Genomic DNA, 13571 nt, shown 5'->3' with positions numbered 1-13571 from the left:
GGCCCGACGCCACCGCTAGCCCGACCGGCTCTGCGGGCCTCGTCCTGTCCGCGGCGCCGATGTTCACCCGCCGGATCCGGTCCGTGCACACGCCGGACGACGCGCGGGCTGCGGCCGCCGATCGGGCAGGCGAGCCCGCCGGGCAGGACCGCGGCCGGGTGAGCCTGCTCGGCGGGCGGTAACCCGGGGGCGGCACGCGGCCCGGCTGCCTATCCTTGGCGACGACATGCAGAATCCAGCCGCACCCGCCGAATCCGTCACCGTCCGCGAGCTGCACCGCCGCCTCTCCTCGCTGATGTTCCGCGACCAGCGCCGCCTGCAGCGGCGGCTGGACGGCGTACGGAAGCTGCGGGACCCGCAGCGGCGGGACGGCGCGCTCGCCGAGATCGCGGCGGACGTGGCGCAGGCCGAGGCGCGGCTGGAGAGCCGGCGGGCCGCGGTGCCGGTGATCACCTACCCGGCCCAGCTGCCGGTCAGCGAGCGCAAGGACGACATCGCCGCCGCGATCCGCGACCACCAGGTGGTGATCGTGGCCGGCGAGACCGGCTCCGGCAAGACCACCCAGATCCCCAAGATCTGTCTGGAGCTGGGGCGCGGGGTGCACGGGCTGATCGGGCACACCCAGCCGCGCCGGCTGGCCGCCCGGACGGTGGCGGACCGGATCGCCGAGGAGCTCGGCACCGAGCTGGGCGACGTGGTCGGCTACAAGGTGCGCTTCACCGACCAGGTCAGCGACCGCAGCCTGGTCAAGCTGATGACCGACGGCATCCTCCTGGCCGAGCTGCAGACCGACCGGATGCTGCGCCAGTACGACACGCTGATCATCGACGAGGCGCACGAGCGCAGCCTCAACATCGACTTCATCCTCGGCTACCTCAAGCAGCTCCTCCCCCGCCGCCCCGATCTCAAGGTGATCATCACCTCGGCGACCATCGAGACCGAGCGCTTCGCCCGGCACTTCGCGGCGCCGGCGGCTGACGGCGGGGAGGAGAAGCCGGCGCCGATCATCGAGGTGTCCGGGCGGACCTATCCGGTCGAGGTGCGCTACCGGCCGCTGATCGAGGTGACCGAGGCCGAGGAGGAGGACGACGGGGACGAGGAGAACGTCCGCGATCAGATCCAGGCCATCGGCGACGCGGTCGAGGAGCTGGCCGCCGAGGGGCCGGGCGACATCCTGGTCTTCCTCAGCGGCGAGCGGGAGATCCGGGACACCGCCGACGCGCTCGGCAAGCTGGTGCAGAAGAAGGCCGCGCTGCGCGGCACGGAGATCCTGCCGCTGTACGCCCGCCTCTCCACCGCCGAGCAGCACCGCGTCTTCGCCCCGCACGCCGGACGCCGGGTGGTGCTCGCCACCAACGTCGCCGAGACCTCGCTGACGGTGCCCGGGATCAAGTACGTGGTGGACCCGGGCACCGCCCGGATCTCCCGCTACTCGAGCCGGCTCAAGGTGCAGCGGCTGCCGATCGAGCCGATCTCCCAGGCCTCGGCCAACCAGCGCAAGGGGCGCTGCGGGCGTACCTCGGACGGCATCTGCATCCGCCTCTACGACGAGCAGGACTTCCTCGCCCGGCCGGAGTTCACCGACCCGGAGATCCTGCGGACCAACCTCGCCTCGGTCATCCTCCAGATGACCTCGATCGGGCTCGGCGACATCGGCGCCTTCCCGTTCATCGACCCGCCGGACCGGCGCAACATCACCGACGGCGTCAACCTGCTGCACGAACTGGGCGCGTTGAACCCGGCCGAGACCGACCCGGCGAAGCGACTCACCCCGCTGGGCCGGCGGCTGGCCCAGCTCCCGGTCGACCCGCGGCTGGCCCGGATGGTCGTGGAGGGCGAGCGCAACGGCGCCGCCACCGAGGTGATGGTGATCGCCGCCGCGCTCTCCATCCAGGACCCGCGGGAGCGGCCGGCGGAGAAGCAGGCCCAGGCCGACCAGGCGCACGCCCGGTTCGCCGACCGGGAGTCGGACTTCGTCGCGTTCCTCAACCTCTGGCGCTACCTGCGGGAGCAGCAGCGGGCGCTGTCGTCGAGCGCGTTCCGCCGGATGTGCAAGGCGGAGTACCTGAACTACCTGCGGGTCCGCGAGTGGCAGGACATCGTCAGCCAGCTGCGCCAGGTGCTGCGTACCCCCGAACAGGCCGGCGGGGGCGGGCGAAGCGCGAAGGGGGCGGACGGCGGACGGCGGGCGGCCGGCGCGGACCTGCCGGAGGAGATCGACACCCCGAAGGTGCACCAGTCGCTCCTGCCCGGCCTGCTGTCGCACATCGGGCTCAAGGACGCGCAGAAGAACGAATACCTGGGCGCTCGGGGGGCGAAGTTCGCGCTCTTCCCCGGCTCGGCGCTGTTCAGGAAGCCGCCGCGCTGGGTGATGGCCGCCGAACTGGTGGAGACCTCCCGGCTCTGGGGCCGGGTGAACGGCCGGATCGAGCCCGAATGGGTCGAACCCCTCGCCCAGCACCTGGTCAAGCGCAGCTACAGCGAGCCGCACTGGGAGAAGAAGCAGGCCGCGGTGATGGCCTACGAGCGGGTCACCCTCTACGGCATCCCGCTGGTCACCTCCCGCAAGGTCAATTTCGGTCGGATCGACCCCGCGCTGTCGCGCGAGCTGTTCCTCCGGCACGCCCTGGTCGAGGGCGACTGGCAGACCCACCACCAGTTCTGGCGGGACAACCAGCGGCTGCTGACCGAGATCGAGGAGTTGGAGCACCGGGCGCGGCGCCGCGACATCCTGGTCGACGACGAGACGATCTTCCAGTTCTACGACGAGCGGATCCCCGCCGACGTGGTTTCCGGCCGGCACTTCGACGCCTGGTGGAAGAAGACCCGCCGGGAACGCCCCGACCTGCTCACCTTCACCCGCGAGCTGCTGATCAACACCGGTCGCGGCGGCGTGGACGAGGCCGACTACCCGGACGAGTGGCAGGCCGACGGGGTGGCGCTGCCGCTGACCTACCGGTTCGAGCCCGGCACCCCCACCGACGGGGTGACCGTGGACATCCCGCTGCCGATGCTCAACCAGGTGCCGGCGGAGAGCTTCGACTGGCAGGTGCCCGGGCTGCGCGAGGAGCTGGTGGTCGGGCTGATCCGGTCGCTGCCCAAGGCGCTCCGCCGCAACTTCGTCCCGGTGCCGGACTACGCCCGGGCCGCGCTCGCCTCGATGCCGGCGGGCGAAGAGCCGCTGCTCGACGCGCTCACCCGGCAGCTGCGCCGGATGACCGGGGTCACCGTGCCGCGGGACGCCTGGGATCTGACGAAGCTGCCGCCGCACCTGCGGGTGACGTTCCGGGTGCTCGGCGAGGACGACGCGCCGGTCGCCGAGGGCAAGGACCTGCCGGCCCTGCAACGCCAGCTCCGCCAGGAGGTACGCCAGGTCGTCGCCGCCGCCGCGCCGGACGTGGCCCGGACCGGCCTGACGGAGTGGAGCATCGGCGCCCTGCCGCGCACCATCGAGCAGGTCCGCGCCGGGTACGCGGTGACCGCGTACCCGGCCCTGGTCGACGAGGGCAGCACGGTCGGGGTACGGGTCTTCGACTCCGAGGCGGAGCAGGCCGCCGCGCACTGGGCGGGCACCCGACGCCTGCTCCGGCTGACCGTGCCGTCGCCGGCGAAGTTCCTCCAGGGGCGCCTCTCCAACGAGGCGAAGCTGGCGCTGAGCCGCAACCCGCACGGCGGGGTGCAGGAGCTGATCGAGGACGCGACCGGGGCGGCGATCGACAAACTGATGGCCGACGCGGGCGCCCCGGCCTGGGACGCCGAGGGCTTCGCCGCGCTGCGCGACAAGGTCCGCGCCGACCTGGTGGACACCGTGGTCGAGGTGATGGACCGGGTGCGCAGGGTGCTCGCCGCCGCGTACGCGGTGGAGCAGCGGCTCGGCAGGACCCAGAACCTCGCCGTGGTGGCCGCCCTGGCGGACCTCCGCGCCCAGCTCTCCGGCCTGGTGCACAAGGGCTTCATCACCGAGACCGGGTACGCCCGCCTGCCCGACGTGCTGCGCTACCTCACCGCGATCGAGCGCCGGCTGGACCGGCTGCCCGGCAACCCGCAGCGGGACCGCCACCAGCAGGACCGGATCGCCGTGGTGCAGAAGGAGTACGCGGACATGCTCGCCGCGCTCCCGCCGGCGCGCCGCCAGGACCCGGCCGTCCGGCAGATCCGGTGGATGATCGAGGAACTCCGGGTGAACATCTTCGCCCAGGCCCTGGGCACCCCCTACCCGGTCTCCGAGCAACGCATCTACCGCGCCATGGACGAGGCCGAGGGGCGCTGACGGCGCCTCACCCGCCTGCCGGCCCCTTTGCTCTGCTGCAGTCCAGGCAACACCGAAGCGCTCCCTTTGTCGCGTCTGCTGCAGCAGAGCAAAGCGCTCCGGTCAGGTCAGCGGCTCGACGCCCGGCGGCAGCTGGTGGTTCGTGGTGGCGTCGTGCACGTACTCGAGCAGGATGCGGCGCAGCTCGCGGCCGGCGTGGGTGGGCACCACGTCGCGGCGGCGGGCTACCGCGATGGTCCGCCGTACGCCCGGCGGGGCGAGCCGGGTGACCCGGATGCCGGGCCGGCGGTTGACCACGATGCCGGGCAGCAGGGCGACGCCGAGCCCGGCCTCGACGAAGCTGAGCACCGCATCCATCTCCCCGCCGTCGACCGAGAGGGTCGGCTCGAAGCCGGCCTCCCGGCACGCCTGCAGGGTGGCGTCGCGCAGGTCGTAGCCCTCCCGGAACATGACCAGGGGCTGGTCGCGCAGGTCGGTGATGCGCAGCTCGCCGGTGGCGGAGGTGGCCGGCAGCGGGTCCACCGAGGCGACCACCAGACTCTCCCGCAGGATCGGGTCGGCGCGCAGACCCGAGTCGGCGCCCTGCCCGGGCATGATGATCAGGGCCAGGTCGAGGTCGCCGCGCAGCAGGTCCCGGACCAGGTCCTGGGAGCCGCCCTCCACCACCTGCAGGTCGACGGTGGGGTGGGCGTCGCGGAACCGGCGCAGCACCGGCGGGGCCAGCGAGGTGGCCAGGCTGGGGGTGGCGCCGAGCCGGACCCGGCCGCGACGCAGCCCCACCAGCTCCTGCACCTCCCGGGTCGCCGTGTCCACGTCGGCGAGGATGCGCTTGGCCAAGGGCAGCAGCACCTCGCCGGCCGCGGTGAGGGCGATGTTGCCCCTTACCCGTTCGAACAGCGGGGCCCCGAGGTCGGTCTCCAGGGCGTGAATTTGCTTACTCAGCGAGGGCTGGGTGATGCCCACCAGTTCGGCGGCTTGGGTGAAATGTCGTAGTTCTGCGACCGCGACGAAGTACCGGAGCTGATGCAGCTGCATCTACATAGCCTACGGCTATCAAGACTGCGAATTCGATGCATTGGACGCCTGATCGAAGTGCTCCTAGCGTCGGTCGTGTGGTAGTCACGAGAACCCGGTCGCCCATCCGCTCGAATGTCGGCCTCAAGGCCGTCATGGCGGTGACGGGCATCATCCTGGTGCTGTTCCTCATCGCGCACATGCTCGGCAACCTGAAGGTGTTCACGGGGGAGACCTCGTTCGACCACTACGCGCACTGGCTGCGCGACATCGGCAAGCCGCTGCTGCCGGGCGTCTGGTACCTCTGGATCCAGCGCGCCGTGCTGAGCGTCGCCGTCCTGGGGCACATCGCCGCCGCCACCGCGCTGGCCCGGCGCTCCCGCGCCGCCCGCCCGGTCCGGTACGCACACCGCCCGAAGGTCCAGGGCAGCTACGCGGCCCGCACGATGCGCTGGGGTGGGGTGATCATCCTGCTCTTCGTGATCTACCACCTGCTGGATTTGACCTCCGGTCACCTGAACCCGGTCGGCGACCAGACCAAGCCGTACGCCAACGTCGTCGCCGACTTCGCGCCGGAGCGCTGGTACGTCACGCTCTTCTACACCCTGGCGATCGTCGCGCTCGGCTTCCACCTGCGGCACGGCGCGTTCAGCGCGTTCCGCAGCCTGGGGCAGCAGACCCCGAAGGGTGAGCGCCGGGCGCGCACCGCCGCCCTGGTCTTCGCCGTCGCGCTCAGCGCCGGCTTCCTGGTGGTCCCGTTCGCCGTACTCACCGGATTGGTGTCCTGACATGGAGCTGTTCACCGAGGGCGACCCGATCGCCGACACCAAGGCTCCCGACGGCCCGATCGAGACCCGCTGGGACCGCCGCCGTTTCGAGGCGAAGCTGGTCAACCCGGCCAACCGCCGGAAGATGACCGTGATCGTGGTGGGCACCGGCCTGGCCGGCGGCTCGGCCGCGGCCACCCTGGCCGAGCAGGGCTACCAGGTCAAGTCCTACTGCTACCAGGACAGCCCGCGCCGGGCCCACTCGATCGCGGCGCAGGGTGGCATCAACGCGGCGAAGAACTACCGCAACGACGGCGATTCGGTGCACCGGCTCTTCTACGACACCGTCAAGGGCGGCGACTTCCGCTCGCGGGAGTCGAACGTGCACCGGCTGGCCGAGGTCTCGGTCAACATCATCGACCAGTGCGTCGCGCAGGGCGTGCCGTTCGCCCGCGAGTACGGCGGCCTGCTGGACACCCGCTCGTTCGGTGGGGCGCAGGTACAGCGCACCTTCTACGCCCGCGGCCAGACGGGCCAGCAGCTGCTGCTCGGCGCGTACCAGGCGCTGGAGCGGCAGATCGGCCTCGGCAACGTGGAGATGAACGCCCGGCACGAGATGCTGGAGCTGATCGTCGTCGACGGCAAGGCCCGGGGCATCGTGGTCCGGGACCTGGTCACCGGCGAGATCACCACGGAGTTCGCGGACGCGGTCGTGCTCGCCTCCGGCGGCTACGGCAACGTCTTCTACCTCTCCACCAACGCCAAGGGCTGCAACGTCACCGCCACCTGGCGGGCGCACCGCAAGGGCGCGTACTTCGCCAACCCCTGCTACACGCAGATCCACCCGACCTGCATCCCGGTCTCCGGCGACCACCAGTCGAAGCTGACCCTGATGAGCGAGTCGCTGCGCAACGACGGCCGGGTGTGGGTGCCGAAGGCCAAGGGCGACAACCGCCCGGCGCGGGACATCCCCGAGGACGAGCGGGACTACTACCTGGAGCGGATCTACCCCTCCTTCGGCAACCTGGTCCCCCGGGACATCGCCTCCCGGGCCGCCAAGAACGTCTGCGACGAGGGTCGCGGCGTCGGCCCCGGCGGACTCGGCGTCTACCTCGACTTCGCCGACGCGATCAACCGGCTCGGCCGCAAGGCCATCGAGGCGAAGTACGGCAACCTCTTCGAGATGTACGAGCGGATCACCGGCGAGGACCCGTACGAGGTCCCGATGCGGATCTACCCCGCCGTGCACTACACGATGGGCGGCCTCTGGGTCGACTACGACCTCCAGTCGACCATCCCGGGCCTGTTCGTGATCGGCGAGGCGAACTTCTCCGACCACGGCGCGAACCGGCTCGGCGCCTCGGCGCTGATGCAGGGCCTCGCGGACGGCTACTTCGTGTTGCCGAACACCATCGCCAACTACCTGGCCGCCGGCCCGCTCGAGAAGATCGACGCCAGCCACCCGGCGGCGGTCGAGGCCCGGGCGGACGTCGAGGACCGGATCCAGCGGCTGCTGGCCGTCAACGGCGACCGGACCGTGGACTCGTTCCACCGCGAGCTGGGCCAGATCATGTGGGAGCACTGCGGCATGGAGCGCAGTGAGGCCGGTCTGCGCAAGGCGATCGACGAGATCCGGACGCTGCGCGAGGAGTTCTGGCAGCGGGTCCGGGTCCTGGGCGACGGCGACGGGCTCAACCAGTCGCTGGAGAAGGCCGGCCGGGTGGCCGACTTCTTCGAGCTGGCCGAGCTCATGTGCATCGACGCCCTGCACCGCGAGGAGTCCTGCGGCGGCCACTTCCGGGCCGAGCACCAGACCCCCGACGGTGAGGCGCAGCGCGACGACGAGCACTTCGCGTACGCGGCGGCCTGGGAGTTCACCGGCACCGGTCAGCCGTCCGTGCTGCACAAGGAAGACCTGCAGTTCGAATACGTCCACCCCACGCAGCGGAGCTACAAGTGAATCTGACCCTGCGCATCTGGCGCCAGAAGGGCCCTGAGGACAAGGGTCGGATGGTGACCTACCAGGTCGACGACGTGTCCCCGGACATGTCGTTCCTGGAGATGCTCGACGTGCTCAACGAGCGGCTGATCCTCCAGGGCGAGGAGCCGATCGCGTTCGACCACGACTGCCGCGAGGGCATCTGCGGCATGTGCGGCCTCATGATCAACGGCAACGCGCACGGTCCGCAGCGCGGCACCACGGCCTGCCAGCTGCACATGCGGCAGTTCTCCGACGGCGACACGATCGACATCGAGCCGTGGCGGGCCCGGGCCTTCCCGGTCATCAAGGACCTGGTGGTCAACCGGAACGCCTTCGACAAGATCATCGCCGCCGGCGGCTACATCACCGCGCCGACCGGCAGCGCGCCCGAGGCGCACGCCACGCCGGTGGCGAAGGCCGACGCGGACGCCGCCTTCGAGTCGGCCGCCTGCATCGGCTGCGGCGCCTGCGTGGCGGCCTGCCCCAACGGCTCCGGCATGCTCTTCACCGCCGCCAAGGTCACCCAGCTCTCGCTGCTGCCGCAGGGCCAGCCCGAGCGGTACACCCGGGTGATCGGCATGGTCGACGCGCACGACGAGGCCGGCTTCGGTGGCTGCACGAACGCCGGAGAGTGCACGGTGGTCTGCCCGAAGGGCATCCCGCTGAACACCATCGGCCGACTCAACCGCGACTACCTCGCGGCGACCGCCAAGCGCGGCGACACCGCGGGCTCCTGAGCCCTGCAGTCACGTCAGCGCCGTCACCGACCGCCGTGCCCCGATAGGGGTACGGCGGTCGGCCCGTTTCCGGCCCGGCCGCCGACCTGCCGCCGGTGGCCAACCTGCCAGACTGCCAGCCTGCGGACCGACTGCCAGCCTGCGGCCCGGCTACCAGCTGGCGCCGGCTTCCGGCCCCGGCGCTCACGACACCGGCGGCTCGCCCTCGCGGCCGGGCTACAGGTGACCCATAAAAAGCGTTTGGAGCTGCCCCGTCCATGCGCCCGGAGTTCCCCAATCGGACCGGACAGCGAGCGTGATCGGACTGCGTGTAGGCCCTGCCGTCGATGCGGCTGGCCAGCCCGGTGAGGACCGCCCGCCCCACCCACGCCGACACAGCCCCAGCCCCGACACGCACACCGCCCACCCACGCACGCCGACACAACCCAGCCCCCAACACGAACGCCGCCCACCCACGCCGACACAGCCCCAGCCCCCAACACGCACGTCACCCACCCACGCCGACCAGCCCCCAGCCTCGACACGTACACCCCGCGCCATCCAGCCGACACAGCTGCCAGCCCGGCACGCGTCCCCTGCCCCGTTTGTGCGGGCAGCTCCAAAGGAGCTCTCGGACGATCCGCCGGCCGCCAGCTGGGCGGTCCGCCGGGGGAGGCCGGACCGGTCCAGGGTGCCGACGGACCGCCGGTTCAAGTCCCCGAGCGCGGGTAGCAGATCTCTGGACGGCGCCGGAGAGGGGACATTCAGGCATGAAGGCACTGACCTGGCAGGGCAAGCGTGACGTCCGGGTCGAGGAGGTACCGGACCCCCGCATCGAGGAGCCCACCGACGCGATCCTCCGGATCACCTCGACCGCTATCTGCGGATCCGACCTGCACCTGTACGAGGTGCTCGGGCCGTACCTGAAGCCGGGCGACGTCCTGGGTCACGAGTCGATGGGCATGGTCGAGGAGGTCGGCCCGGGGGTGAGCCGGCTCGCGCCGGGCGACCGGGTGGTGGTCCCGTTCAACATCTCCTGCGGCACCTGCTGGATGTGCCAGCGCCAGCTCTACGCCCAGTGCGAGACCACCCAGGTCACCTCCGAGGGCAAGGGAGCCGCACTGTTCGGCTACACGTCGCTCTACGGCTCGGTCCCGGGCGGGCAGGCAGAGTACCTGCGCGTCCCGCAGGCCCACTTCGGGCCGATCACGATCCCGGAGACCGGCCCGGACGAGCGGTGGCTCTACCTCTCCGACATCCTCCCCACCGCGTGGCAGGCGGTGAAGTACGCGGACACCCCGCCCGGCGGCACCCTCGCCGTCTTCGGACTCGGGCCAGTGGGGCAGCTCAGCGCCCGGATCGGCCGGCACCTCGGCGCCGGCCGGGTGATCGGGCTGGACCTGGTGCCGGAACGGCTGGAACTGGCCCGCCGGCACGGCATCGAGGTGCTCGACGTCTCGGAACTGGACGACGTGCCCGGAGCGCTGATCGACCTCGTCGACGGGCGCGGGCCGGACGCGGTGATCGACGCGGTCGGCATGGAGGCCCACGGCGCCCCGCTGGGCAAGCTGGCCCAGACCGCCACCGGGCTGCTGCCGGACAAGCTGGCGCAGACTATGGCGGACAAGGCCGGCGTGGACCGGATGGCCGTGCTGCACGCCGCCCTCAAGGCGGTCCGGCGCGGCGGCACCGTCTCCGTCGCCGGCGTCTACGGCGGCGAGCTGGATCCCATGCCGATGATGGAGATGTTCGACCGGGGCATCCAGCTGCGGATGGGCCAGTGCCACGTGCGCCGCTGGACCGACGAGATCATGCGGCTGCTCTCCGGCGACGACGACCCGCTGGGCGTCGAGGACCTGCGGACCCACCGGCTGCCGCTGGAGCAGGCGCCGCAGGCGTACGAGATGTTCCAGAAGAAGCAGGACGGCTGCATCAAGGTCGTCCTCGCGCCGTGAGCCGCATGGTGGTGATCACCGGCGCGACCAACGGGACCGGCCGGGCGTCGGGGTGGCTACGGTGTACTCCGGGACGCGGCGGAGGGGACGACGATGAGCGCACCAGCGGAGCGGGCGGTAGAGCGGGCACTCGCGGGCCGGCTGTGGCGGATGGCCGGGGTGGCGGCGCTGGCGGGCGTGGCCTGGGTGGGCCGGGACGTGCCGGCTCAGCTCGGCGGTCGGCTGACCGGGGCCCGGTTGGAGCGGGCGGCCCGGTCGCCGCAGTTCCGCGACGGCACCTTCCGCAACCGGACGAACACCCGGGCGATGGTCGCCGACCCGGGCCGGAACCTGGTCAAGGAGCTGATCTTCGGCAAGCAGAAGCGGCGGCCGACCAGCCCCGTCCCGCTGCTGCGACCGTCCGCCGACACCCCGTCCGACACCGCGCGCCAGCTCAACGTCGTCTGGTACGGCCACGCCTCGGTGCTGATCGAGATCGAGGGGCGCCGGGTGCTGGTGGACCCGGTGTGGAGCGACCGCTGCTCCCCGTCCTCCCTGATCGGCCCGCTCCGGATCCACGAGCCCCCGGTACGCCTCGACGAACTGCCGCCGGTGGACGCCATCCTGATCTCGCACGACCACTACGACCACCTGGATTTGGAGACCGTCCGCGGCCTGCTGACCAGCCAGTCCGCACCGTTCCTGGTGCCGCTCGGCGTCGGCGCCCACCTGGACCGGTGGGGCGTGCCGGAGGAGCGGATCGTCGAGCTGGACTGGTCGGAGAGCCACCGGGTGGGTGGGCTGACGATCACCTGCACCGAGGCCCAGCACTTCTCCGGCCGGGGGCTGCGCCGCGACGGCACCCTCTGGAGCTCCTGGGTGGTCGCCGGGGCGCACCGCAGGGCCTTCTACACCGGGGACTCGGGCTACTTCGACGGCTACCCGGGAATCGGTGCCGCGCACGGGCCGTTCGACGTCACGCTGATGCAGATCGGCGCGTACGACCGGGCCTGGCCGAGCATCCACATGTTTCCTGAGGAGGCGGTGAGCGCCCATCTCGACCTGCGCGGCGGGCTGTTCATCCCAGTGCACTGGGCGACATTCAACCTCGCCCTGCACGACTGGGCCGAGCCGGTGAACCGGCTCTGGGCGGAGGCCAAGGCCCGGGACGTACGCCTGGCGGTGCCGCGACCGGGCGAGCGGGTCGTGGTGGACGACCCGCCGCCGGTGGACGGCTGGTGGGAGGCGGTCGCCTGAGCCGGCTGGTCCCGGCCGGGCCGCTCAGAGCACGAAGGCGTCGGTCCAGAGCGCGCCGGAGCGGCCTGACAGGGCGTCCAGCATCGCCACCGCCTGGCCGTCGGTGAGCTGCGCGACGAAGTCGACGATGGCCCGGCCCCGGGCCTTGCCGACCCGATCCGGGGTGCGCGGGTGCAGCTCGGCCTCGGCCAGCTCGACCAGGTCGTGCAGCCGGCGGGGCAGCCGGGACTCCTCCTCCGGGTCGAGCAGCCACTCCCAGAGCGCCTCCACCAGCGTGCCGAGCAGCCGGGCCTGACCCCGCTGGTGCAGGGCCAGGTCGGGCCGGGCCAGCACGAACCGGTGGTGCACGAATTTCAGCACCTGCACCTCGTGCCACTGAGCCTTGGCCAGCAGCACGTACCCGGAGCGCGGGGTCGGCTCCGGAACCACCCTGATCGCCTCCACGAACCGGGTGGACCAGCGGGCGGAGAACCGGGCGACGTACTGCTCCGCCTCGATCGAGCCGTCGAAGGGCTGGGCGAGCAGCCCCTCGACCAGTTCCTCGCGGACGTGCTCGACCGCGGCGGCGAACGCGTTGTCGTCGGCGATCCAGTCGTCCTTTCGGTGCAACTGCCGGCGCAGCCGCTCGATGGCCGCGCCCGGCCGGCGGGCCGCGGTGGCCAACGCCGGCTCGGTGATCGCCCGGAAGTGCCCGCTCTCCCGCTGCCAGGCCATCAGCTCGGCGGCCACCGCGCCCTGCTGGAGCACCCCGACCCGGTAGAAGTCCTCCACGTCGTGGATGGCGTACGCGATGTCGTCGGCGGTGTCCATGATGGACGCCTCGACGGTCTGCTGCCAGTCCGGAATCCGGCCGACGAACGGCTCCCGGGCCTGCCGCAGGTCGTGCAGCTCGGTCCGGTACGCGCCGAACTTCGACGAGCCGCTCTCCGGTTCGTCGGGCGGCGGGGTGGCCCCGCGCGGCGCCGGATCGAGGTGCCGGGGATGCGGGTCCGGGTGGTCCAGCCGGGTCCACGGGTACTTCAGCATCGCGGCCCGCACGGCGGCGGTGAGGTCCAGCCCGGTGGTCGCCGCGCCCCGGATCTCGGTGCTGGTGACGATCCGGTACGACTGCGCGTTGCCCTCGAAGCCGTCGGCCAGGCCGAGGCGCTGCCGGGCCAGCCGGTCCAGCACCCGCTCCCCCAGGTGCCCGAAGGGCGGATGGCCCAGGTCGTGAGCGAGCGCGGCGGCCTCCACCACGTCCGGGTCACAACCGCCGAGCTTCTCCAGCAGGGCGCGGTGCTGCTCGTCGGCGGTCAGCCGCTCGGCCACCGCCCGGGCCACCTGGGCCACCTTGAGGCTGTGGGTGAGCCGGTTGTGCACCAGCAGGCCCGAGCCGCCCGGGCTGACCACCTGGGTCACCCCGCCCAGCCGGGCGAAGAAGGGCGAGGCCACGATCCGGTCCCGGTCGGCCCGGAACGGGCTCGCGGCCAGGTCGCCGAGGGCCCGGGCGCTGCCGCCGAAGAGCCGCCGGGCCCGGGGATCGGCAGGTGGTTCCATGATCGCAACGCTAGCGCAGCGGCCGGGGCCGACGGCAGTCGTCCGGACGGACCGGCACAATGCACTGCGGAACCAACCCGAGAAGGCGGATCAGAT

Annotated in this window: 8 protein-coding genes; 6 read left to right on the top strand and 2 right to left on the bottom strand. The window is 72.0% G+C overall.

Annotated elements, in window-relative coordinates; translation table 11 throughout:
* The first annotated feature begins 226 nt into the window (after positions 1-226).
* On the top strand, positions 227-4270 hold the full coding sequence (hrpA, locus tag GA0070624_RS14175) for an ATP-dependent RNA helicase HrpA (protein WP_091341248.1): 4044 nt from the start codon (positions 227-229) through the stop codon (positions 4268-4270).
* A 102-nt stretch (positions 4271-4372) separates the two neighbouring features.
* Here the strand turns inward: hrpA and GA0070624_RS14170 are convergent, their stop codons facing one another.
* Complete coding sequence (locus tag GA0070624_RS14170) at positions 4373-5305, bottom strand: LysR family transcriptional regulator (protein ID WP_091341246.1); 933 nt, start codon at positions 5303-5305, stop codon at positions 4373-4375.
* A gap of 77 nt (positions 5306-5382) precedes the next feature.
* Here GA0070624_RS14170 and GA0070624_RS14165 point away from each other — a divergent pair, with 77 nt between their 5' ends.
* From GA0070624_RS14165 to GA0070624_RS14145, 5 genes are all read left to right on the top strand, one after another.
* Positions 5383-6072, top strand: a complete 690-nt coding sequence (locus GA0070624_RS14165) for a succinate dehydrogenase cytochrome b subunit (RefSeq protein WP_281180974.1) — start codon at positions 5383-5385, stop codon at positions 6070-6072.
* Position 6073: 1 nt separating this feature from the next.
* Positions 6074-8011: a fumarate reductase/succinate dehydrogenase flavoprotein subunit gene (locus GA0070624_RS14160; protein ID WP_091341212.1), complete on the top strand. Its 1938-nt coding sequence runs from the start codon at positions 6074-6076 to the stop codon at positions 8009-8011.
* Positions 8008-8769, top strand: a complete 762-nt coding sequence (locus GA0070624_RS14155) for a succinate dehydrogenase/fumarate reductase iron-sulfur subunit (RefSeq protein ID WP_091341210.1) — start codon at positions 8008-8010, stop codon at positions 8767-8769. Before GA0070624_RS14160 ends, GA0070624_RS14155 begins: the two co-directional genes overlap by 4 nt.
* A 749-nt stretch (positions 8770-9518) precedes the next feature.
* Positions 9519-10703, top strand: coding sequence for a zinc-dependent alcohol dehydrogenase (locus GA0070624_RS14150; protein WP_091341208.1), 1185 nt, complete (start codon positions 9519-9521; stop codon positions 10701-10703).
* A gap of 93 nt (positions 10704-10796) precedes the next feature.
* On the top strand, positions 10797-11939 hold the full coding sequence (locus GA0070624_RS14145) for an MBL fold metallo-hydrolase (protein WP_091341206.1): 1143 nt from the start codon (positions 10797-10799) through the stop codon (positions 11937-11939).
* A gap of 24 nt (positions 11940-11963) precedes the next feature.
* Here the strand turns inward: GA0070624_RS14145 and GA0070624_RS14140 are convergent, their stop codons facing one another.
* Positions 11964-13475 carry a deoxyguanosinetriphosphate triphosphohydrolase family protein gene (locus GA0070624_RS14140; protein WP_091341204.1) on the bottom strand — a complete coding sequence of 504 codons (1512 nt, stop codon included), beginning with the start codon at positions 13473-13475 and terminating at the stop codon, positions 11964-11966.
* Positions 13476-13571 lie beyond the last annotated feature (96 nt).

Source organism: Micromonospora rhizosphaerae (assembly GCF_900091465.1).
Lineage (GTDB): Bacteria > Actinomycetota > Actinomycetes > Mycobacteriales > Micromonosporaceae > Micromonospora > Micromonospora rhizosphaerae.
The sequence above is the reverse complement of the archived record's forward strand: the minus strand, read 5'-3'. Positions and strand labels throughout refer to the sequence as shown.

Coding starts and splice junctions, on each gene's coding strand:
- GA0070624_RS14150 (WP_091341208.1), top strand. CDS start 9,519: ATGAAGGCACTGACCTGGCAGGGCAAGCGTGACGTCCGGGTCGAGGAG.
- GA0070624_RS14170 (WP_091341246.1), bottom strand. CDS start 5,305: ATGCAGCTGCATCAGCTCCGGTACTTCGTCGCGGTCGCAGAACTACGA.
- GA0070624_RS14145 (WP_091341206.1), top strand. CDS start 10,797: ATGAGCGCACCAGCGGAGCGGGCGGTAGAGCGGGCACTCGCGGGCCGG.
- GA0070624_RS14160 (WP_091341212.1), top strand. CDS start 6,074: ATGGAGCTGTTCACCGAGGGCGACCCGATCGCCGACACCAAGGCTCCC.
- hrpA (WP_091341248.1), top strand. CDS start 227: ATGCAGAATCCAGCCGCACCCGCCGAATCCGTCACCGTCCGCGAGCTG.
- GA0070624_RS14140 (WP_091341204.1), bottom strand. CDS start 13,475: ATGGAACCACCTGCCGATCCCCGGGCCCGGCGGCTCTTCGGCGGCAGC.